Origin of the sequence: Corallococcus sp. AB038B, assembly GCF_003668955.1 — a bacterium.
GTDB classification, from domain to species: domain Bacteria; phylum Myxococcota; class Myxococcia; order Myxococcales; family Myxococcaceae; genus Corallococcus; species Corallococcus exiguus.
In genome coordinates this window covers 534,502-556,059 of record NZ_RAWO01000002.1, presented here as the reverse complement: position 1 = coordinate 556,059, position 21,558 = coordinate 534,502, and the positions used below count along the sequence as shown (strand labels likewise).

Sequence of the window (21,558 nt, the reverse complement as noted above, 5' to 3'; positions counted from 1 at the left end):
TGGGTCCTCAAGTCCGAGGCGAGCTGACGCTGGTTCGGGAGGGCAACACCTGGCGCGCGCGCATCGCCGGATTCGATGTTCCTGCCCGGGTTGAGAGTCGGAAGGTGTCCGTCGTCTTCCCAGGTGGCGAACTCCGAGCCACGTTGGCGGAGAACGGCCAGAGCATCACGGGCCACTGGATCCAGCCGCGTGTGCTCATGAGCGGCATGAAGTTCGCCACTCCCGTGGAACTGCGCGCACTTCAGCCGGGCGTCTGGCGCGGCACCGTGGCTCCGCTGGAGGACCGGTTCTCGCTGTACCTCGTCGTCCAGAAGCAGCCTGACGGCTCCGTGACGGCGTTCATCCGCAACCCGGAGCGAAACTTCGGCAACCGGATGCTCTTCCGTGTCGACCTCCAGGGCCGCACGGTCCGACTCACGTCCACCAAGGGCGACACCCAGATTGAAGGCACGTTCGACTCGCAGTCCGGACGGCTGTCGCTCCCCTACCCTCCCTTCGACACGACGTTCGACTTCACCCGCCGGGACCGGTCGCAGGCCGTGGGCCTCTACTCGCGCACGCCCGCTCCCGGCCCCTACGCCTACCAGAAGCCAATCGCGGAGGACGACGGCTGGACCACGGCCTCCCCTGCCGACGTCGGCATGGACGTCCAACCGCTCCAGCAGTTCGTGCAGCGCATCCTCGACCAGGAACCCAGCCCGGACTCAGTGCCCGCCATCCAGGGGCTGCTCATCGCGCGTCACGGAAAGCTCATCGTCGACGAGTACTTCCAGGGCTTCGACAAGGAGCGCCCCCACGACCTGCGCTCCTCCTCCAAGTCCTACGCGTCGCTGTTGATTGGCATTGCCCTGGACCAGGGTGCGGCCTTCTCCGTGGACACGCCCGTCGCGTCCCTCTTCCCCGCGTACAAAGGCAAGCTCTCCAACCTGGACGCGCGCAAGCGCAAGCTCACCGTCGCGCACCTGATGACCATGGCGACGGGCCTGGCTTGTGACGACGACAATCCGGATTCACCCGGCAACGAGGACCGGCTCGAGGACTCCGTACCGGATTGGTACAAGTACACGCTGGACCTCCCCATGGTCCGTGCTCCCGGCGGCGGGAAGGCCGTGTACTGCTCCGCGAACATCAACCTGCTGGGCGGCGTCGTCCGCAACACCACCCGCACGTGGATCCCCGAGTTCTTCACGAAGAACGTCGCCACGCCCCTCCAGATGCGCGGCTACCACCTGGACCTGATGCCTGACGGCGAGCAGTACCTCGGCGGCGGCATCTACATGCGCCCTCGCGACGCCCTGAAGCTCGGGCAGCTCTACCTCTCCGGTGGCACTTGGAACGGGAAGCGCGTGGTCAGCCAGCGCTGGGTGGAACGCTCCGTCGCGAACCAGGCGACGATGCCGGACGGACGGACCTATGGCTACACGTGGTGGCGCCATGAGCTCCGCGTCGGCGACCGTGTGTATTCGCAGTACGAGGCCAGCGGCAACGGTGGCCAGCTCGTGATGGTCGTCCCGGAGCTGGACCTCGTCGTGCTGTTCACCGCGGGCAACTACAACCACGTCGCCATCTGGCGGAAGTTCCGCGAGGAACTCCTGCCCCGGTACATCATGGCCGCGGTCTCGCCTTGAGCCGCGATCAATCCCGGTCCGGCGCGCCCAGCGGGAAGAGCGGGCGGTACGGCCTCCCTCCATCCACAGCCCGGGCGACCGACGGACGCGCGAGCAACCTCGCGCGATAGGCGCGCAGCTGGGGACACGACTCGGGAATCCGGTGCGTCCAGTCCGCGTAGAACAGCGACGGCGCGGCCGCACAGTCCGCCAGCGTGAAGTCGTTGCCCGCGGCCCAGGTCCGGCCACCCAGCTGGCCTTCAATCCACGCGTAGGACCGCTCCAGCTTCTCCACCGCCAGCTTCATCCCGTCCTGGCGCTTCACCGGGTCCCCCGTCAGCGCTCCGTTCACGGCGTGCTGGGCCGCGTCCATGACGTGCAGGTCGAAGAAGCGGTCGAGGAACCGCACGTCCAGCGCGACCAGCGGGTCCTCGGGCAGCAGGCGCACCGACCCGGGATGCTTCAGCTGGAGATACTCGATGATGATGCTCGTCTCGACGACCTGACGGTCACCGTCCACCAGCAGCGGGAACTTGCGCAGCGGCCAGCGGCGCAGCCATTCGGCTGAATGCTCCGGCGTCTCCGGGCTGATGCTTCGAAACTCGAAGGGCGTGCCGTTCTCATACAGCGCGATGAGCACCTTCTGCGTATACGAAGAGAAATAGTGACCGTAGACCGCGAGCGACATCGTCGGACCTCTCCATTCGACCACTTGCGTTTAACAACGGGTTGAACCGTATTTGCACCACTTGCATACTGCAAGCAGAAACCCCAGGAGCATGGCCATGCCGCAGACAGGGCGCTCCGGCTGCCCCATCAACCTGACGCTCGAACAGCTTGGCGACCGCTGGAGCCTGATCGTCATCCGCGACGTCATGTTCGGGAACCGGCGCAGCTACGGCGACCTGCTCTCACAGAGCGAAGAAGGCATCGCCTCCAACATCCTCGCGGACCGGCTGAAGCGCTTGGTTGCGTCCGGCCTGCTGTCGCGACGCCCGGATCCGAACCACCAGCAGAAAGGCATCTACAGCCTCACGGAGGCGTCCATCCAACTGGTGCCCCTGCTCGCGCACATGGGGGCCTGGGGCCGCCGGCACACGCAGGTGAGCGAGGAGCTGTCGGTACGCGCGGAGCTGCTTGAGAAGGGCGGCCCGTCCCTCTGGAACGCGTTCATGGACGAGCTGCGCCACCTGCACCTGGACGCGCCGCGCCCTTCCCGCTCGGTGTTCAGCGAGCTTCAGGCAGCCTACGAGAAGGCCGTCGCTCGCAACGCTCGGGACGGACGGACCTGAAGCAGGTAGCGTTCACCGCGCTCATGAAAGTCATCGGCTGGTGGATGTTCGTCCTGATGTGCGCGCTGTGGCTCCCCGCCTGCGGTCCCTACGACTGCACTGCGGAGAACTGCGCGGACGGATGCTGCTCCGCGCTCAATGAATGCATCCGCTACCGGAGCGACTCGGAATGCGGCCCCAATGGCGGCAGCTGTGAAGCGTGCGCGGAAGGCAGTGTCTGCCGGCTCGACCAGCGCGCCTGCTACGCGGGCGTGATGCGCACCTACGTGCAGCCCCGGCGGGCTGTCATCGCTGACGTCGATCCGGACACGGGCGAGGACTGGGATTCCGACGGTTCCCCTCCGGACGTCGTCGTGGAGATGAAGTGCCCCTCCGCTCCCGATCGCTCCCGCACCCCCGAGGACGAGAGCTGGGAGCCCGAATGGCGCTCCGGCGGCTGCCAGGTCATCTCCTCCAACCTCCTGCGCTACCCGATTGAAATCTCCATCTTCGACAACGACGACTTCACCTTCGATGACGAGTTCGGCGGCCTCTCCTACCAGGTCACCCGCGCGGACCTGAACCTGGGCCGCATCGAGCTCTCCATCCCGCCCATCGTGAAGACGCTCGTCTTCGAGCTGAGCCACAACTACGCACCGCAGTGAGCCGGGCCCGGCTGTAACCGCCTCCGCGCCCCTGGCGTAGTCCTGGGCATGCGCGCCCACGCACTGCCCCTCCTGGTCCTGTTCGCCTCCGCCTGTGGTCCCTCCTCCTCCGTGGACGAGGGGCTCGGCGTCGTCCAGGGCATCGACACGTCCGAGAAGGGCATCACGGACTTCGTCCGCTCGGGCCAGTACACCTCCTGGCTCGCGGAGCCTTCGGTCCATGACACGCGCGCCCCCCACGGCAGCAAGGTCCGCGTGTTCTTCAACGACGTCGTCACGCGTTCGCTGCGCGACGGCAACGCCACGCACCCCGTGGGCAGCATCCTGGTGAAGGAGCTCTTCGAGGACGACGGGAGGACGCTCCGAGGCCACGCGCTGGACGTGAAGGTCTCGGAAGGCCCCGGCAAGGACACCTGGATCTTCTACGAGGGCTTCGGCCCCAGCTACTCCAACAACTACTACGGCCGCGCCCACTCGACCTGCCACGGCTGCCACTCCGACGGGATGGACTACGTCACGTCACCCCTGCCTTGAAAATGACAACGGGCGGCCCCCTTTCGAGGACCGCCCGCCGTCGAGCGGCATGACTACCGCGCCGTGGACTTGCGGCGCATCAGGAACACGCCCAGGCCCACGCCCGCGGCCCACTTCGCCGCGGCGGCCAGCGGCGTCTTGCTCAGCGGCACCGGGCGGTTCTCGTACTGAGGCTGGGGCGGAACCGGACGGAAGTCCGTGGCGCCGGGGAGGTTCGCGCCCTCCTCTTCCGCCTCCGTCTTCGTCACGTTCGGTCCCGGCGCGTCCGGATCACGCGAACCCGGAGCCTTCCCGTCCGGCGACTTGTGCTCGAGGATGCCGTTGATCTCCGCACCCAGCAGCACGACCATGCAGGAGATCTGCATCCACAGCAGCATCACGATGACACCGCCGATGGCGCCATAGTTCACGTCATACGAGCCGAAGTTCGCCACGTACTTCGAGAAGCCCCACGAGGCGATCACCCAGATGACCACGCTCACCACCGAGCCCGGCGTGATGAACTTGAACTTCTGCTTCACGTCCGGAAGCACGTAGTACAGCACCGCCAGGAGCAGCATCATCAGGATGCCCGCCACCGGCATGCGCAGCCACAGCACGATGCTGGTGAACGGCTCGCCCAGCTTGTTCGCGATCGCCGGCGTCACGATGGCGACGAGGGCCGCCAACACCACCGTCACCGCCGTCCCCAGCGTCGTCAGCAGCGCGAGTCCACGCTTCTTCCAGAACGGGCGCTTCTCCGTCACGCCGTAGACCGTGTTGAGCGCGTCCATCAGCGCCACCACACCGCCGGATGCCGCCCAGACGGCGCCCACGCCACCGATCGTCAAGAGCCCCACCGGATTGCTGCTCGCCAGCGCCTCCAGCCGCTCGCCCAGGATCTTCGTCACCTCCTGGGGCGCCACCTTCGACAGCTCCTGGATGAGCTGCTGCGCCTGGTGCGGATCAATCAGCACACCGGCCAGTGACACGAGGAACAGAAGGAACGGGAACAACGCCATGATGGCGGAGAACGTCAGCGCTCCCGCGACGTTGCTCACGTTGTCGCGCCCCCATTCGTCCTTGAGGGACTTGAAGAACTCCTTCCAACTCATTCCCCTGCCGGGCAGGACCATGCGTCTCCTCCTTGGAGGAGATTGGGCATTCCATCCCCCGGCTGGCTTCCTCCCCCAGGACGGAGCTCGCCCCCCTGCCTGCTCATCGCGCAGGGGGCGGGGAATGACAAGCCCCCGCGCCACGCCTGCCCGGCCGCCCTTCGCGTTAGAAAACGGGCAGCACGGGCGCGTCCTTCAACCGGGGCGCGCGCTGATCCTTCGCCGACAAGAGCGGCTGCTTCACCGGCCACGGGATGGCCAGGTCCGGATCATCCCAGGCCACGCTCCGCTCGGACTCCGGGGAGTACAGCGCGGTGCACTTGTAGAAGAAGTCCGCCGAGTCGCTCACCACGCAGAACCCGTGCGCCAGGCCCGCGGGAACCCAGAGCTGATGCTTGTTCTCGCCCGTCAGCTCCGCGGCCACCCAGCGGCCGAACGTGGGCGACCCCTTGCGGATGTCCACCGCCACGTCCCACACCGCGCCCGCCAGGCACTGCACCAACTTGCCCTGCGCGTTCGGCTCCTGGAAGTGCAGGCCTCGCAGTGTGCCCTTCACCGAGCGCGACAGGTTGTCCTGTACGAACGGGCCGACCACGCCCACGTCCGCGTAGCGCTTCGCGTGGAAGGACTCGAGGAAGAAGCCCCGGTCGTCGCCGAACACCTTCGGCTCGATGAGCAGGACGTCCGGAATCGCCAGCGGGGTCACCTTCACGACACCGCCCCCCGCTTCTCCACCAGGTCCAACAGGTACTGGCCGTACTCGTTCTTGCGCATGGGCTCCGCCAGCGCCGTCAGCCGCTGCTCGTCGATGTAGCCCATGCGGAAGGCGATCTCCTCCGGACAGGCCACCTTGAGGCCCTGACGGCGCTCGATGATCTCGATGTAGTTGGATGCCTGCATCAGCGACTCGTGCGTGCCGGTGTCCAGCCACGCGTAGCCGCGTCCCATCAGCTCCACGTTGAGCTGGCCGCGGCGCAGGTACTCCGCGTTGACGTCGGTGATTTCGTACTCGCCGCGCTTGCCCGGCTTGAGGTTCGCCGCGATGTCGATGACCTGGTTGTCGTAGAAGTACAGACCGGTCACGGCGTAGTGCGACTTGGGCTTCGTAGGCTTCTCCTCGATGCTGACGGCCTTGTGCTGGGCGTTGAGCTCCACCACGCCGTAGCGCTCCGGATCCTTCACGTAGTAGCCGAACACCGTGGCGCCCTGCGTGCGCTTCGACGCGCGCTGGGTGAGCTCTCCCATGCCGTGGCCGTAGAAGATGTTGTCACCCAGGATGAGCGACACGGGGTCATTGCCCACGAAGTCCCGGCCGATGACGAACGCCTGCGCCAGGCCCTCCGGACGCGGCTGCTCGGCGTACTGGAGGCGGATGCCCCACTGCTCTCCGTCGCCCAACAGCTCGCGAAAGCGCGGCAGGTCCTGCGGCGTGGAGATGACGAGGATCTCCCGGATGCCCGCCAGCATCAGCGTCGTCAGCGGGTAGTAGATCATCGGCTTGTCGTAGACGGGCAACAGCTGCTTGCTCACCACGCGCGTCAGTGGATACAGGCGCGTGCCCGAACCCCCGGCCAGAATGATTCCCTTCATGCGTGCTCCCCTGTGTTCCACGGCCCGGCCGCGAAACGGATGCGCGCGGCCCGGACGCCACGCGCGCGATGCTCAACCGGCGCGGTGCGCCTTCCAGGCCGCGTGGAAGCGCGCCAGGGACTCCGCCAGCTCCAGCGGCTGGGCCTTCAGCTCCGTGCGCACCTTGTCCGTCTTGAGGCCGCTGCGCAGCGGACGGGGGCTGGCCAGCTTCAGGTCCGCCATCCGCGTGGGCGTGATCAACGACGCGTCGAAGCCGAACACCTCGCAGAGCGCCCGGCCAAAACCCACCCGGTCGATGACCGTGCCACCGCAGGTGTTCCACACGCCACCGAGCCGACGCTCACCCAGTTCCACCAGCATGGCGGCCACGCTGTCCGCGAAGCTGGGGGACACCACCTGGTCCTCGAAGAGCTTCACCGGCTGGCCCTTCTCCAACGCCCCCACCAACCACGCCCCGAAGTTGGGACGCCCCGCCGCGGGCCAGCCGTACACCACCGCCGTGCGCGCGATGGCGCAGCCCGGCGCGAACACGCGCGCCGCCTGCTCGGCCATGTGCTTGGTCAGCGCGTACACGCCACGCGGGTTGGGCAGCGCGTCCTCGGAATACGGCCCGGCGTCCCCGTCGAAGACGTAGTCCGTGGAGACGTGCACCAGGTGCGCCCCGGCCACCTTCGCCGCGCGGGCCACTGCCGCCGTGGCGTGGACATTCGCCGCGTAGGCCGCGTCCGGGTCCTTCTCACACGCGTCCACTTCCGTCATGGAGGCGGGGTGGATGATGGCCTCCGGACGGGCCTGGGCGATGGCCGCGGCCACGTCCTGCTCGCGCGTGAGGTCCACCTCCACGTAGCCGTGCGTGCCACCCGTGCGCCGGGGACCGCGCCCCAGACCCACCACTTCGTGTCCGCGCTCGGTCAGCTGCGCGCAGACGCGGCTGCCCACCAGGCCGTTGGCTCCCGTGACGAGAAAGCGCATGGCGTTAGCCCCGCCCCTGCAGACGGGCCTTGTACTGGGTGTCGAAGTACTGGCGATAGGCGCCGCTGGTCACCCGCTCCCACCAGGCGCGGTTCTCCATGTACCAGGTCACCGTCTCCTCCAGCCCCTGCTCGAAGGTGTGCTTCGGCTGATAGCCCAGCTCCGTGCGGATCTTCGTGGGGTCGATGGCGTAGCGACGGTCATGGCCCGGCCGGTCCGCCACGTACTGGATGAGCGACTCGGGCTTCTTCAGCAGGCCCAGGATGCCCTTGACGATCTCGATGTTGCGGCGCTCGGAGCCGCCGCCGATGTTGTAGACCTCGCCCGCGCGGCCCTTCTCCAGCGCCACCAGCAGGCCCTGGCAGTGGTCCTCCACGTGGAGCCAGTCGCGCACGTTGGCGCCATCGCCGTAGACGGGCAGCGGCTTGTCGTGCAGCGCGTTCACCACCATCAGCGGGATGAGCTTCTCCGGGAACTGGTAGCGGCCGTAGTTGTTCGAACAACGCGTCACCACCACGTCCATCTTGAACGTGTGGTGGTAGGCCAGCGCGACCAGGTCGGAGGACGTCTTGGACGCGGAGTACGGGCTGGAGGGCTGCAGCGGAGAGGTCTCCGTGAAGGCGCCCGTGGGGCCCAGCGAGCCGTAGACCTCGTCGGTGGAGACCATCAGGAAGCGCTTCACGCCCCGGGCGCGGCAGGCCTCCAGCAGCTGCTGGGTGCCCAGCACGTTGGTGTTGATGAACACCTCCGGGCCCAGGATGGAGCGGTCCACGTGGCTTTCGGCGGCCAGGTGCATCACCGCGTCGACACCGTGCTGGACGATGAGGTGTTCCACCAGCTCCCGGTTGGCGATGTCGCCGCGCACGAAGACGTGCTTCGGGTCACCTTCCAGGTCGGCGAGGGTCTCGAGGTTGCCCGCGTACGTGAGCTTGTCGAGGTTGATGATCTTCCAGTCGGGGCGCTCGCGGCGCAGGTACTTCACCAGATTGGAGCCGATGAAGCCGCAGCCCCCTGTCACCAGGACGTTCATTGACAAGCCACCACTCGCACTTCGAGAGAAAGCGCCCTCCGTAGCGGAGGGAAGGATCCCCGTCAAGGCAAGCGCGCGACCACTTGTGGCCGGTCCGGGCCAGGGGTAAATGCCATGCCCAACGTGAGCCTCTGGAACAGCAAGCGAGGGACCGCGTCCTCGAGCGCCGGAGCAGTCCACCAGCTCGTGCCGCGGCTGGCCTGGGGCGACGCCGTGGGCAACCAGGTGCGCTACCTGCGAAACCTTCTGCGCGGATGGGGATACGCGTCGGAGATCTACGCCGAGCAGTGGGACGAGGCGTGTCGCGACGAGGTGCGCCCAGCTCTCGACTACGCGCGCGACGCGGGCCGGGACACCGCGCTGCTCGTCCACCACAGCTTCGAGTCGCGGCTGGTGCCGCTGGTGGCCAAGGCGAAGGGCCGCAAGGCGCTGCTGTACCACAACGTCACGCCCGAACGGTTCTTCGAGGGCACCGACCGCCACGTCGCCCGCGGCTGCATGCTCGCGCGCGAGGAGCTGCTCCAGCTGCGCGAGCACGTGACGCACGCCTGGGCGTACTCGCACTTCAGCGTGGAGGAGCTGTCCGCCGCGGGCTATCCGGACGCGAGCGTCCTGCCCTTCGCGGTGGACTGGAACGCGTTCAACGTGCCGCCAGACACGGCCCTGCGCGAGCAGGTGGAGGACGGGTGCGCCAACGTGCTCTTCGTGGGCCGCACGGTGCCCAGCAAGCGGTTGGAGGACGTGCTGCGCGTCTTCACCGCCTACCAGCGCCTGTACCAGCCCAAGAGCCGGCTGCTGGTCGCGGGGACGCTCTACAGCAGCGCGCCCTATGACGCGTCCGTGCTGGCGCTGCGCGAGCAGCTGGGCCCGGATCGCGTGGTGTTCCTGGGGCGGGTGGACGCCGCGCAGCTGTCCGCGTGCTTCGCCTCCGCCACCGCGTACCTCTCCATGAGCCGCCACGAGGGGTTCGGCGTGCCCCTGCTGGAGGCCATGTACCGGGGCGTGCCGGTGGTGGCCTACGGCGCCGCGGCGGTGCCGGAGACCATGGGCGGCGCGGGCCTCACCACCCTGTCGGACGACCCCGCGCAGGTGGCGGGGCTGCTGGCGGTGCTGGAGCGAGACCCCGCCCTGCGCTCGCGAGTGGTGGAGGCGCAGCGCCAGCGACTGGCGTCCCTGGACCAGCAGTCCGTGGCCCAGCGCGTGCGCGAGGCGCTCATGCCCTTCCTCCAGGGAGATGCACCCCCGGCCCGTCCGCCCGCCGCGCCCGCCGTCACCGTGGTGTGCCCGGGCTTCGACGCCTCGCCGGATGCGCCCATGTCCCAGCTGGCGCGCGCGGTGGTGGACCGGCTGCCGGACGCGAGCCTGTGGACGGTGCGCCGTCAGGTGATGCCCCTGCAGCTGGCCCCGAGCGATGAGCGCGACGGCGTGACGCGGGTGCGGCGCTTCACGGCGGACGAGCCCTGCTTCGGGTTGGACGGGGTCAGCCCGCCGTCGTCGTCGCTGGAGACGGGCGTGCGGTGCGCCCCGGGGCCGTTGCTGTTCGCGGGCGCCGGTGAGGAGGTGGCCCGGCGCACGGTGTCTCGGCTGCCGCCGGACATGCGCGTCGCGGGCATCTGGGAGCCTCGCCGCGCGCCGGACGCGAGCGTCAAACAGGTGCTGGGAAAGAGGCTGTGGGAGCTCACCCCGGGGCGCGACCTGACGTCGCTGGCGGCGGAGCTGGCAAGAGAGCTGGACGTGGGAGGACGCCCGCATGCGAGCTGAGGACCTCATCACCGGCGACCCCACCGTGAAGGCGGTGCTGGAGTCCCTGGAGCGGCTGCCCACGCCCGAGCCCGAGAAGGTGGAGGCGCTGCGCAGACGCCTCGCCGCCACCCAGGGCCCGGCCACCAGCCCCGCGTGGCCTCCGTTCCTGGAGGGCGCGCGGCTGAAGCGCGACGCGCGCTACGCGGACCCCCCTTCGTCCCACCGGCCCGTGGTGGGGCCCGCGCTGGTGATGGCCAAGCGCGCCTTCCGGCTGGCGTTCCAGCCCTTCATCAACGAGGCGCTCCGGCGACAGGTGGAGTTCAACGAGGCCATCCTGGACGCGCTCGCGCTCATCCACGAACACCAGCGCGTGCAGGCGCGCACGCAGTCCCTGTGGCGCCAGGAGGTAGAGCGCCAGCTGGAGCAGCTGACGTCGCGCCAGCCTGCCGCGGCGCCGGAGCCTTCGCCGAAGCCGTCTCCAGAGCCAGCGCAGGAACCGCCGCGCCGTGGGCCTTCGCGGCGACGGGGCCGCTAGCTGGCCTGGAAGCCCGGCGGACACGTGACGGGGGACGCGCGGAAGCGGTAGGGTGCCGCCCCCTATGTCCGCCCCCTCCTGTCCCGCCTGCGCTTCATCCTCGCTCCGACCGTCCTTCCAGGGGCCCCGGCTGGACGTGGAGACCTGCGCGAGCTGTGGCCACCGAGTGGCCACCCACCGCGCGCCGCGCAACACCGCCGACTACCACGCGCAATACGACAGCGGTGGCTTCATGGACTCGCTGCGCGTCACGCGCCAGCGCCAGGCCCGGAGCATCGTCGAGCGTCTGCGCCGCCACATCCCCCAGCCCTCGCGGCTCCTGGACTTCGGTGCGGGCCGGGGCTGGTTCCTGGAGGGCTGCCGCGAGGCGGGCGTCCAGGAGCTGGCTGGCGCGGACATCTCCGAGCTGTCCGTCAACCTGATGCGCGACGCGGGCATCCCCGCCATGCGCCTGCCCCTTCCGGAGGGCGGACAGTGGCCCCTGCCCCTCCAGGACCTGCCCTTCCGTCCGCGCATCCTCACGCTTCTGGACGTCGTGGAGCACTTCCCGGGTGCGCACCTGACGGACATGGTGCGCCACCTCGTCACACAGCTGGCGCCCGAGTTGGAGTGGGTGGTGTTGAAGGTGCCGGTGGCCAGCGGTCTGCTCTACCGCGTCTCCCGTGCCATGGCCGGCGTGGCCTCGTCGGGGCTTCTGGAGCAGCTCTACCAGGCCGGCACCTTTCCGCCGCACGAGAGCTACTTCACCCACGACTCCATGGACGCCCTGCTCCCGCGCGTGGGCCTGGAGCGCGTGGACGCCTTCGGGGACCTGGACTTCGAGGCCGACAGCCTGGCGGACCGGGCGCACGCCCTGCGCAAGCTCCCCCGGCCGCTCGTCTCCCTGGCGGGCCAGGGCCTGGGCGCGGTGGCCAGGGGCCTGAGCCTGGAGGACGCGGGTATCTTCATCGCGCGTGTGAGCGGGAATCGGGCGTAGCGAGTTGTTCGTGCGTGCCGGGAAACGATAGAAGCCCGGAAGACGCAGGAGGGGGCTGAATGGACACCCGACAGGGCCTCATCGTGTTGCTGGCCTTCAACGAGGAGGAGTGCATCGGCTCGACGGTGGCGGAGCTGCGCGAGGCGCTGCCGGAGTTCGACGTGCTCGTCGTGGACGACGGCTCACGCGACGCCACGGCGCAGCGCGCGCGGGACTGCGGAGCGCGGGTGCTCACCCATCCCTTCAACCTGGGCGTCGCCGCGGGCGAGGCCAGCGGCCTGCTGTTCGCGTCCCGCAACGGGTACGAGCACGTCATCCGCATGGACGGCGACGGGCAGCATGACCCGGCGTCCGTGCCCGCACTGCGCGAGGCGCTCCAGTCGGGCGTGGAGCTGGTCATCGGCAGCCGCTTCGCGGGCGTCACCAGCTTCCGCTCCACGTGGCTGCGCCGCTTCGGCAACCGGTTCCTGTCGAGCCTCCTGTCCACGCTGAGCCACCACCGCATCACCGACCCCACCTCCGGCTTCCGGGGCTTCGGTCCGCAGGCGATCCGCTTCTTCGCGCGCGTCCACCCGCACGACTACCCGGAGCCGGAGAGCGTGCTGATGGCGGCACGGCAGGGCTTCGCCATCGCGGAGGTGCCGGTGCGCATGCGCCCGCGCCTCACCGGCACCAGCTCGCTGACGCCGTGGAAGTCGGCCTTCTACATGGCGAAGGTGTCCTTCGCCCTGCTCATGGAGCGGGTCCGTCCCGTCTGATGCCCATGCTTCGCTCCAGCCTCATCGGCGTGGCCTTCGCGGCCGCCTTCGCCTTCAGCGTCCTGTGGTCGGCCCGGGGCCGGCGCACCAGCGAGCGGCACACCTTCGCGTGGCTGCTGGTGGCGGTGGCCATCGCGGGCCTGTCGTTGTGGCGCCATGGCATCGACGCGCTGGCGTCAGCCATGGGCATCTACTACGCCCCATCCGCCCTCTTCTTCATCGCCCTGACGTGCCTCATGTGGCTGGTATACCGGCTGAGCCTCCAGGTGGCCGACCAGCGCCAGCAGCTCAAGCGCCTGGCCCAGGAGGTCGCCCTGCTCACCTCCGCGGAGGCCGAGCGCGTCGCGCGTACACAGCCCCGTCCTGAAGTCGTCTCCTCCGCTGTCGCCGCCCGTCGCGACTCGCACGCCGTCTGAGGGCCCAACGGGCCCATCCCTTCTCCATGCTTCCGTCTTCACCGCCCCCGTCTCCGCTGCGTCCGTTCTTCATCGCGCCCGTCGTGGCCTTCCTCGTCGTGGCCGCCGTGCTGGGCGCGGTGCTGAGCTTCCTCACGCCCCCGTTCCAGGTGGCGGACGAGCCCGCGCACTTCTACCGCGCGTACCAGGTCTCCGAGGGACAGCTGACGGCCACGCGAATCCCGGTGGGTGACGCGGGAGGGCAGCTCCCGCGCAGCATCGTGCGGGTGGCGCAGGAGGTGTCCGACGGCGTGGGTGGCCATCCCGAGGTGCGCCAGGACCGGCAGCGCCTGAGCGACGCGATGCACGCGGCGCTGGCGCCCCAGGACACCCAGGAGTGGCGCTTCGCCGCGTCCGCCATCTACTTCCCGCTGGTCTACTTCCCGCAGTCGCTGGGCATGGTGCCCGCACGGCTGTTGGAGGCGTCCCCGGTGGCGGTGCTGTGGGCGGGCCGGCTGGGCAACGTGCTGGTGGCGCTGGTGCTCACCGCGCTGGCGCTGCGCCTGATGCCCTTCCAGCGGTGGGCCTTCGCGCTGCTGGCGCTCACGCCCATGGTGCTCTTCCAGCGCGCGTCGGTCTCCGCGGATCCCATCACGATGTCGGCGTGCCTGCTGCTGGTGGCGCTGTCTCTGCACTACACCTTCGCGCACCCGGGGCCGCTGGGCGCGAAGCAGCTGGGGCTGCTGCTGGCGAGCGCGGTGTTCGTGGCGCTTTGCAAGCAGGCCTACCTGCCGCTGTCGCTGGTGTTCCTGCTGCTGCCGCTCACCCGCCTGGGGACGCGCGGCCGCTACGCCCTGGCCCTGGCCGCCATCGTCGCCGTGCCCGCGCTGCTCCAGTTCGCGTGGTCCTCCACCGTGCGGGACATCTTCCGCCCCAGCGAGGTGGTGGCGCAGGTGGCCCACATCCGCGCGCACCCCTTCCAGGTGCTGGGCGTGCTGGTGAGCGACTTCTGGAGGCGGTTGCCGGACTTCCTGCACCAGGGCGGCGGCGTGCTGGGCTGGCTGGACACGCCGGTGCCCCGCCCTGCCCTCTTCGCCCTGGCCGCGTTGCTCCTGGGAGTGATGGCGCTGGACGCCGACGGGGCCGCGCCGAAGGTGGGCTGGCGCGAGCGCGTGGTGGCGCTGGGTGTGGCGGTGGCGGGCGTGCTGGCCATCCAGGCCATGCTGTACCTGGCGTGGACGGCTCCGGGTGCGAACCACGTGGACGGGGTGCAGGGCCGCTACCTGTTGCCCTACACGCCGCTGCTGGTGGTGGCGCTGGCCCCGCCCGCCTGGGCACCGCGCGCGCTGGCGCGCTTCAAACCGGTGCTCATCGCCTGCTTCATCCTGCTCACCGCGGCGGTGACGCTCACCACGGTGTACCAGCGCTACTACGGCCCGGCGTAGGGTCTCAGGCCTGGGGCTTCTTCACTTCCAGGACCCACACCACTTCCAGACACGGCGGATCCAGGAAGGCCAGCTTGATGTCGAAGGGCAGGCCCAGCTGGTCGCGGGCCGCGGAGAACAGCTCGAACATCTCGTTGAACGTCCACACGTGGAAGTGGATGTTGGTGCCGTTCCGGATGAAGTCCTCCGTCAGGCGGGCCAGCTCCTCGCCCTCCTTCCGGTCGATGACGCGCAGCCACTCGTCGTAGTGGGCGCGCCGGGAGACCTCCGGCCCCTTGAGGTGGTCCTCCACGACGTGCGCCGCGGAGGTGAGCGCCCGGGGCAGGTCGAAGGTGAAGCGCTTGTCCGGGATGGCCATGAAGAGGATGCCTCCGGGCCGCAGGACCCGGATGAAGTTCTTCAGCGTGCCAATGGGGTCTTCGCAGTGCTCCAGCACGTGGTTGGCGATGACGAAGTCCTGTGACTCCGGCGCCACCGTGCCCAGCTCCTCGCCGTTGTCCACGATGTCCGGCGTGACGATGCGGTCCGCCACCTCCGGGAAACGGGCGCGCAGCACGTCGATGGGCGCCACGTCCACATAGCGGACCCGGACTCCCGCGGGCAGCTGCGTGGGATTGGACAGGGCACCAATCTCCAGGCCTTCACCGCGCAGGTACTGGGCCGCGATGAGCTGCCGGGTGATGGGCGGAAGCGTGGGGGCCGGCGGTGGCGGCGCCTCGACGACCGGCGGTGACGGCTCCACGGGGGCCGGCGGCGACCAGCGCGACCGCAGCGATGCCAACTGGTTCTCCGTGCGTGTCAGCCCCGTGTGGAGCTGGGAGCGCACGACGGTCTTGATCGCGGGAGGAATCAGGGCCTTGAGCTGGGACAAACGCATGGGTCGTCTCCGGTGGGTTCAGCGTTGGGTCGCCGCGGTGTTGGCTTCCTTGAGAGGCGTGCTTCGGGCAGGCGGATTCACCAGGCCGGACAGAAGCCCGTGGAGTTCCTTGGCCTGGGTCTCGTAGTCGCGCACGGTGGTGTGCTGGGAGCTCGGTGCGCGCGACAGACGCTCCGGGTGGGCCACCAGGTCGCGCAGCACGCGGCGGAAGCCGTCGGCGTCCGCCATGTCCACGACGTTGCCGTTGACGCCCTCCACGATGTCCTCGCTGACGCCGCCTGACGCCGTGGTGACCACCCACACGTTACGGGCCATGGCCTCGCGCACCGTCAGGCCGAAGCTCTCCTTGCACTGCGAGGGCATCAGCAGCACGTCCACCCCGTCGAAGAAGGCGTCCATCCCGTCCTGATCATACGGAGGCACCACCTCCACCTTCCCCTTCACCTTCCACTCCTTCGCGTCGATGGAGGCCGACCCCATGCGCAGTTGGATGTCGGTCATCTTCAGGACCCAGCCGGACTCCGGCACCGACTCCAGGATGTCCTTGAGCCAGAAGTACCCCTTGTGCACCGCGTGGCCGCCCAGGTAGGCGAAGCGCACGGGGGCGTTGGCGGGGCGCGGGGCGCGCGCACGCGTGGGCAGCAGCACGCCGTTCTTGTTCACGACGATGCGCTCCGGCGCGACGCCGTTGGCGATGTAGAGCTGGCGCTGGAACTCGCTGGGCGCCATCAGCAGGGCCGCGCCGTCCAGCACCTTGCGCAGGGCGAACGTGCGCTTGAAGGTGTAGCGCGTGTCCGGCACGCACTTGGTGCACACGCGCAGGTCGATGCCCTTCTGGCCGCAGTACGTGGCGTCCTCGCGGACCATGAACTGCCGCTCGCACAGCCACCACGCGTCATGCACGGTGATGGTGTACGGGATGCCCTCCGCGGCGCACGCCGTGGCGAGCGCGGAGGTCAAGAGCTGGATGGAGTGGAAGTGCACCACGTCCGGGCGCACCGCCTTGAGCACCTGGGTGAAGGTCTCCCCCATGCGCGGGTTCTGGTACTCCTGGGCGCGGTCGGTGAGGGCCGGCACCTGGGTGGCGATGACCGGCAGGCCGAGCGCCTCGTAGCGCACCACCGAATAGGCGGGCAGCGGCGAGTTCAGGATGCCGGTGAACACTGTGACGTCGCAGCCCTCCGTCTTCAACTGGTGCGCCAACTGCTCCGCGACGACGGTCGCCCCGCCGAAGCTCAAGGGCGCGAAGAGGATGTTGGCCTCCAGCACCTTCAGGCGCGGAGGCGGCGCGGGCGGCAGGTGCTGGAGGATGGGCTGGAGCCGCTCCGTGGCCACCACCGCCGGGTGGTAGCGCGCCATCACGCTGCGGTGGGCCTCCTCGCCCATGCGCTTGCGCAGCGACGCGTCCTGCACCAGCGCGGACAGCCCGGACTCCCACTCCTCACGGGTGGTGGCGACGAAGCCATTACGGCCGTGGTCGATGATCTCCCGGAACGGCCCGGAGCCGGAGCACACCGCGGGCACGCGGAAGATGGACGCCTCGATGAACTTGATGTTGCTCTTCGCGTCGTTGAAGACCGTCGTCTCCAGCGGCGCGATGGAGATCTGCCAGGACGCGAGCGCGCGCAGGTAGTCGTCCGCGTCCAGGAACGGGATGCGGAAGACGCGGTCGGAGAAGCGCTCGAAGCCCGCCGGCAGCTCCAGGAAGCCGTGGATGGCCAGGCGCACGTTCGGATGGCGCTCCATCACCGCGAGGATGGCGTCCGCGGCGATGGCGAAGTCGGCGTCGTGCGTGCGGGTGCCGCTGCCGTAACCGATGGTGACCGTGTCCGCGTCCACCGCGGGCGGGCGCGCTTCCATCTCCCGGGCCAGCTCCAGGATGCCGTCGTCCAGGCAGTTCTCGACGACGTAGACCTTGCCGGAGATGACGCGGGCCATCTGCTCCGCGATGGTGGGCGTGCTGGCGATGGCGTGCTCACACAGGCTGAGCGCCTTGCGGTAGAGCTTCGCGCCGTTGAGCAGCAGCTCGCGCTCGTTCTCCGGCAGCCGCTGCACGTTGGTGTTCTTCTGGTACTCCTCCACGTCGAAGATGAGGTCGTCGACGTCGAAGAAGTGCGGGACACCCAGGCGCTTCGTTTCCGCCAGCAGTTCCTCCACGCCAGGGAACGCGGGCACCCGGTAGTAGATGACCAGGCCGTGGAACTGGAGCGCGGCCTTGCACTCCTCGTGGTCGTTCCAGCGCAGGACGGTGACGTCGTACCCGAGCCGGTGGAACATGGCGACCTTCTGATCCACGCGGTAGCGCTTGCACTGGGGCAGCGACAGCTCCGCGATGATCAGGATGCGCCGGCCCAGGCTGGCCTGGGAGAGCTGCGTCAGCGGCGCGGTCCATGGAGCCGGGGGCGCGAGCGGCGCGCTCGGGGCCACGACCGCGGGGATGGGGGCAGTGAGTGCGACGGGGGCGGCCGGCGTGAGGGCAGCCTTGGCGGCGCGCAGCGCCTTGAGCGCGCCCTGCTTCGCGGGAAGCTTGATCAGCTTCGCGCCCACCTTGTGCAGCGTGCCCTTGCTCTTCTGGTAGAGGTGGCCGCGCTTCGTGCCGGGGGGCAGCACGCGCTCGCGCATGGCCCAGTAGCGGTTGATGGCCTTCCACGCGAGGCTGCCGTTGATGTGCGCCAGCTCCGAGCCCTGGCGCGACACGTGCGCATCCAGTTCGTAGATGCGAGCGTTCTTGCGGCCCAGCTCCTCCTGGAGCATCCGCTGGGCCAGGCCCTGCCGCGCGAGCCGGCCTTCGAACTCGCGCAGGGTGCTGGCGGTGTCGCGCGCCGCTTCACGGGCGGCGTCCAGCTCCGTCTGAAGCTGCTGCGCCTGGCGCGCGTGGTCCGCGGCCTGCTGTTCCTTCTGGCCGTAGGCGTCGCGCAGGTGCTGCCGGTGCAGCAGGAGCGTCAGTCGCCCGCCCAGCGTGGCGAAGGCCTGCCGCACGTTTTCGCGCTCCGCGTCCCGGGTGCTCGTCAGGGCAAGCATCCCTTCCGGCTGCTCCGGGCCCACGGCGAGCACGCCCAGACCGAAGCCGTGCTCGAACTCGAAGGACGGATACTGACCCCGGAGTTCCTCCCACAGCTGCCAGACGCCGAAGTCGCGCTCGTGCACGTGGGTGTCGTGGAAGAGGATGACGCCGCGCGCGCTCATCTTGGGGCGCCAGTGCTCGAAGTCCGCCTTCACCTGGGCGTATTCGTGGCAGCCGTCGATGTGGAGCAGGTCGATGGAGCCGTCCGCGAACTGGCTCAGTGCCTCGTCGAAGGTCATCTGGTGCAGCTGTGAGAACCGGCTGTAGAGCGGGTCATGGTGCGCGCGCAGGTCCGCGAGCACGTCCGCCCCGTAGAAGCCCGCGTGCGGGTCGCCCTGCCAGGTGTCCACCGCGTGGCAGCGCGTCTCCAGCTTCAGCGCGTCCACCGCCTGGCAGAACGCGGAGTAGGACACGCCGGTGTGTGCACCCAGCTCCACCAGCGTCGCGGGACGCAGCAGGTCCATCAGGAACATCGCGAACGGGACGTGCTCCACCCAGGCTGAGGAGGCCAGCAGCCGCAGGGGCTGCGTGAGGCAGAGGGGGTGTTCCAGGGGATTGAGCTGTGGATGCATGGTGGTGGCGTCCGGAAGGCCGACCCTCGCTGCAGGCAAGGCACGCCCCCCTCTCCTTGGCGGATGTCCTCCATGTCACCCCCCTCCGGGAGCGTCAAGGCTGGCAGCCCGCCCGCTCCCCATGGGAGGAGGCGCGGTCGCTGTTCATTTCTACGGTGTCTGGAGAAAGCGGAGGCGCGGATGTCCGGTGGGGTCGGTCCGTCCCGCGCGGACCCACGCTTCACGGAGCCGGTTGGCGTCGTGGGTGGCCTCGGGTGCGTCGTCCCGGGAGCGGGTGCACACGAGTCGCGCGTGGGGAGCATAGAGGACGCGCAGCCCGGCTTCGCTCGCGCGCAGGCACAGGTCCACGCCGCGGGCCTCGTCGGAGGTGAAGGCCGCGTCCCAACCTCCGAGCGACTCCAGGACCTCGCGGCGGATCATCGCGCAGGCGCTGGAGACGGCGCGCACGTCCCGCGGCCAATGCGAGCCACCGAATGCGCCGAGCGTGGGATCGAACAGCCCCGCGAAGGGACGCAGCACCTGGCCCTCGGCGTCGAAGCGCAGCCCGGCCTCCAGCACCAGGCCCCAGGGAGAGACGATGCGCGCGCCCACCACGCCGACGCCGGGGCGCGAAGCCTGCGACGCAAGCTCCCGCAGCCACCCCGGTCCGGTCGGAAGCGTGCCTGCCTCCAGGACGAGGATGAGTTCGCCCCGGGCCTCGCGCAGCAACTGGTTCGCCACGGCGCCCGGAGTCGCGGCCGCGTCGACCTGGACGCGGATGGCGTTGCCGGTGGAGAAAGCTGCTGGAGACGAAACAGGGACGCGGACCTCCACGTCCAGGTCGTCCGTGAAGGCGAGGAGCGCTGCGAGTTCGGCCTCGGTGGGCGTTTCCGACAGCAGCACGGACACCCGGGGACGGCCCACGAGCGGGTGACGGATCCGGTACAGCCCTGGCGAGACCGTCTCCGCGGAGCCGCCCTCCCCCATGCGCGCCAGATGCTCCGCCACGGCCCTGCGTCCCGCTTCGGAGGCCGCGGGCTTCGCGCTGGCGTCCGTGGCCGTGGAGCCGGGCAGCGTCCTCCAGTGGTAGAGCACGCGGGGGATGTGCTCGAAGCGCCGCGTGCGCTCCATCAGGCGCAGCAACAGGTCGTGGTCCTGCGCTCCCTCGAAGCCCGGGCGGATGCCTCCCACCTCGCGCAGCAGCGATGCGCGCACCACGAGGAAGTGGCACACGTAGTTCACCGCGCGCAGCAACTCCGGAGACAGAGAGGGCTTCAGGTAGGGTGCGAAGCGCAGCCCCTGCGCGTCCACCTTGTCCTCATCCGAGTAGACGACGTCCGCGTCCGGCGCTTCACCCAGCCGCAGCGCGACCTCGGCCAGCGCGTGCGGCGCCAGCAGATCGTCGTGGTCGAGGAAACCCACGTAATCGCCGGTGGCCAGGGCCAGCGCGGCGTTGGTCGCGCGGGCGATGCCCTGGTTCGACTCCAGCCGCTCGAAGCGGATGCGCGCGTCGCCGGCCGCGGCCTCTCGCAGCGTGTCCGCCACCGCCGCCGAGCGCGACCCGTCGTCGACGATGCACAATTCCCAGTGCGGATACACCTGCGCACGCACGGACGCGACACATGCGCGGAGGACGTCCACCGGCGTCTCCCACGCGGGCGTGACCAGACTGATCAGCGGCTGGCGCTCCAGCCGTGCCAGCGCGGCGGTCGCGTCGCAGACCTCGTGGGCCTCCTGCTCCAGGGCGTCGCGCGTGTACCCCACCGGCGCGGGCAACAACACGGCGGGACGGGCCACGCCCAGAAGGTGCCGCAACAGGCGGACGGTCGCGTGATTGAAGGCGACCTGCCGCCGCCACAGCTCGCGCCACAAGGGCAGGCCCACCGCACCGGCCTCTTGCGACAGCACGTCGCAGCGGGCCTCCAGCGCGTCCAGTGCCTCGGCGGCACCTTCGGTCCGGAGGGGCCATCCAGGTCTGGAGAGCAGGGCCACGACTGCGAGGTTCCAGGCCCGCTGTGCCTCCAGCCCGGGCACGGAGGGAAGCCAGCGGCCCACCGCGCCCACGGGCCGAGGATCCGCGAGTCGCCCGAGCTCCTCGCGGGCCAGCTCCGGCAGTGTCCGCTCCGGCTGCCGGATCAATGCCCTCAGCCGCAGGTCGAAGCGCAGCTGGCGATCCAGCACCCAGCGCTGCAAGGGCGAGAGCCCCCGCGTCCCCAAGCGTTTGGCGGCGGTGATGACCGGCCCCCAGCGCGCGCGGTGCGACTGAGGCACATCGAAGCCCAACACCTCGACGAAGATATCGCGCGGCGGATGCGCCCGGCCGCCTGGAGGTCCCGACGCGGACTCCGCAACGGAGGATGACTTCCGGTCGGCCGCATCCAACGTCGCTGCCTCGACGCCCGGCGTCTCCCGCGAGCCACGTGGGCCGTCACTGTCGGCGGTGCCCATCGT

Annotated in this window: 19 protein-coding genes; 10 read left to right on the top strand and 9 right to left on the bottom strand. The window is 69.6% G+C overall.

The window, feature by feature from the left end; genetic code table 11:
• Positions 1–104: 104 nt before the first annotated feature.
• On the top strand, positions 105–1,628 hold the full coding sequence (locus D7Y04_RS13450) for a serine hydrolase (protein WP_233601396.1): 1,524 nt from the start codon (positions 105–107) through the stop codon (positions 1,626–1,628).
• A gap of 7 nt (positions 1,629–1,635) precedes the next feature.
• On the opposite strand, the gene D7Y04_RS13445 is transcribed toward D7Y04_RS13450, so the two are convergent.
• Positions 1,636–2,295 carry a glutathione S-transferase family protein gene (locus D7Y04_RS13445; RefSeq protein WP_121759583.1) on the bottom strand — a complete coding sequence of 220 codons (660 nt, stop codon included), beginning with the start codon at positions 2,293–2,295 and terminating at the stop codon, positions 1,636–1,638.
• A 91-nt stretch (positions 2,296–2,386) separates the two neighbouring features.
• Between D7Y04_RS13445 and D7Y04_RS13440 the strand changes: the two genes are divergently transcribed.
• From D7Y04_RS13440 to D7Y04_RS13430, 3 genes are read left to right on the top strand one after another with little or no spacing between them, the layout of a single operon-like run.
• A complete protein-coding gene (locus D7Y04_RS13440; RefSeq protein WP_121759582.1) occupies positions 2,387–2,899 on the top strand; it encodes a helix-turn-helix domain-containing protein in 513 nt (170 codons plus the stop codon).
• A gap of 23 nt (positions 2,900–2,922) precedes the next feature.
• Positions 2,923–3,543 carry a hypothetical protein gene (locus D7Y04_RS13435; protein WP_147477101.1) on the top strand — a complete coding sequence of 207 codons (621 nt, stop codon included), beginning with the start codon at positions 2,923–2,925 and terminating at the stop codon, positions 3,541–3,543.
• Positions 3,544–3,591: 48 nt separating this feature from the next.
• Positions 3,592–4,077: a hypothetical protein gene (locus tag D7Y04_RS13430; RefSeq protein ID WP_121759580.1), complete on the top strand. Its 486-nt coding sequence runs from the start codon at positions 3,592–3,594 to the stop codon at positions 4,075–4,077.
• 53 nt (positions 4,078–4,130) lie between these two features.
• On the opposite strand, the gene D7Y04_RS13425 is transcribed toward D7Y04_RS13430, so the two are convergent.
• From D7Y04_RS13425 to rfbB, 5 genes are all read right to left on the bottom strand, one after another.
• Positions 4,131–5,192: a YihY/virulence factor BrkB family protein gene (locus tag D7Y04_RS13425; RefSeq protein WP_121759579.1), complete on the bottom strand. Its 1,062-nt coding sequence runs from the start codon at positions 5,190–5,192 to the stop codon at positions 4,131–4,133.
• A gap of 145 nt (positions 5,193–5,337) precedes the next feature.
• On the bottom strand, positions 5,338–5,883 hold the full coding sequence (gene rfbC / locus D7Y04_RS13420; protein WP_120576679.1) for a dTDP-4-dehydrorhamnose 3,5-epimerase: 546 nt from the start codon (positions 5,881–5,883) through the stop codon (positions 5,338–5,340).
• The gene (gene rfbA, locus D7Y04_RS13415) at positions 5,880–6,761 is read right to left on the bottom strand and encodes a glucose-1-phosphate thymidylyltransferase RfbA (RefSeq protein ID WP_120576678.1); all 882 of its coding nucleotides are present in this window, start codon (positions 6,759–6,761) and stop codon (positions 5,880–5,882) included. The genes rfbC and rfbA overlap by 4 nt, the downstream gene beginning before the upstream one ends.
• A gap of 72 nt (positions 6,762–6,833) precedes the next feature.
• Positions 6,834–7,733: an SDR family oxidoreductase gene (locus D7Y04_RS13410; RefSeq protein ID WP_121759578.1), complete on the bottom strand. Its 900-nt coding sequence runs from the start codon at positions 7,731–7,733 to the stop codon at positions 6,834–6,836.
• A 4-nt stretch (positions 7,734–7,737) separates the two neighbouring features.
• The gene (gene rfbB, locus D7Y04_RS13405) at positions 7,738–8,763 is read right to left on the bottom strand and encodes a dTDP-glucose 4,6-dehydratase (protein ID WP_121759577.1); all 1,026 of its coding nucleotides are present in this window, start codon (positions 8,761–8,763) and stop codon (positions 7,738–7,740) included.
• Positions 8,764–8,877: 114 nt separating this feature from the next.
• On the opposite strand from rfbB, the gene D7Y04_RS13400 reads away from it, so the two are divergent.
• The 6 genes from D7Y04_RS13400 to D7Y04_RS13375 all read left to right on the top strand — a co-directional run bounded on the left by D7Y04_RS13400 (position 8,878) and on the right by D7Y04_RS13375 (position 14,615).
• Positions 8,878–10,524 carry a glycosyltransferase gene (locus D7Y04_RS13400; RefSeq protein ID WP_121759576.1) on the top strand — a complete coding sequence of 549 codons (1,647 nt, stop codon included), beginning with the start codon at positions 8,878–8,880 and terminating at the stop codon, positions 10,522–10,524.
• Positions 10,514–11,041 (top strand): hypothetical protein, encoded by a 528-nt coding sequence (locus tag D7Y04_RS13395; protein ID WP_121759575.1) that lies wholly within the window; start codon positions 10,514–10,516, stop codon positions 11,039–11,041. Before D7Y04_RS13400 ends, D7Y04_RS13395 begins: the two co-directional genes overlap by 11 nt.
• A gap of 64 nt (positions 11,042–11,105) precedes the next feature.
• Positions 11,106–12,017 (top strand): bifunctional 2-polyprenyl-6-hydroxyphenol methylase/3-demethylubiquinol 3-O-methyltransferase UbiG, encoded by a 912-nt coding sequence (locus D7Y04_RS13390; protein ID WP_120595245.1) that lies wholly within the window; start codon positions 11,106–11,108, stop codon positions 12,015–12,017.
• Between the two features lie 59 nt (positions 12,018–12,076).
• Positions 12,077–12,775: a glycosyltransferase family 2 protein gene (locus D7Y04_RS13385; protein WP_120595244.1), complete on the top strand. Its 699-nt coding sequence runs from the start codon at positions 12,077–12,079 to the stop codon at positions 12,773–12,775.
• A 5-nt stretch (positions 12,776–12,780) separates the two neighbouring features.
• Positions 12,781–13,191, top strand: coding sequence for a DUF2304 domain-containing protein (locus tag D7Y04_RS13380; RefSeq protein ID WP_121759891.1), 411 nt, complete (start codon positions 12,781–12,783; stop codon positions 13,189–13,191).
• A 26-nt stretch (positions 13,192–13,217) separates the two neighbouring features.
• On the top strand, positions 13,218–14,615 hold the full coding sequence (locus D7Y04_RS13375; protein ID WP_121759574.1) for a DUF2142 domain-containing protein: 1,398 nt from the start codon (positions 13,218–13,220) through the stop codon (positions 14,613–14,615).
• 4 nt (positions 14,616–14,619) lie between these two features.
• Here D7Y04_RS13375 and D7Y04_RS13370 read toward each other — a convergent pair whose 3' ends face one another.
• The 3 genes from D7Y04_RS13370 to D7Y04_RS13360 all read right to left on the bottom strand — a co-directional run bounded on the left by D7Y04_RS13370 (position 14,620) and on the right by D7Y04_RS13360 (position 21,555).
• Positions 14,620–15,492 carry a bifunctional 2-polyprenyl-6-hydroxyphenol methylase/3-demethylubiquinol 3-O-methyltransferase UbiG gene (locus D7Y04_RS13370; RefSeq protein ID WP_120595242.1) on the bottom strand — a complete coding sequence of 291 codons (873 nt, stop codon included), beginning with the start codon at positions 15,490–15,492 and terminating at the stop codon, positions 14,620–14,622.
• A gap of 18 nt (positions 15,493–15,510) precedes the next feature.
• Positions 15,511–19,128: a class I SAM-dependent methyltransferase gene (locus tag D7Y04_RS13365; RefSeq protein ID WP_121759573.1), complete on the bottom strand. Its 3,618-nt coding sequence runs from the start codon at positions 19,126–19,128 to the stop codon at positions 15,511–15,513.
• A 150-nt stretch (positions 19,129–19,278) separates the two neighbouring features.
• On the bottom strand, positions 19,279–21,555 hold the full coding sequence (locus tag D7Y04_RS13360; protein WP_158627514.1) for a glycosyltransferase: 2,277 nt from the start codon (positions 21,553–21,555) through the stop codon (positions 19,279–19,281).
• Between the last annotated feature and the right edge of the window lie 3 nt (positions 21,556–21,558).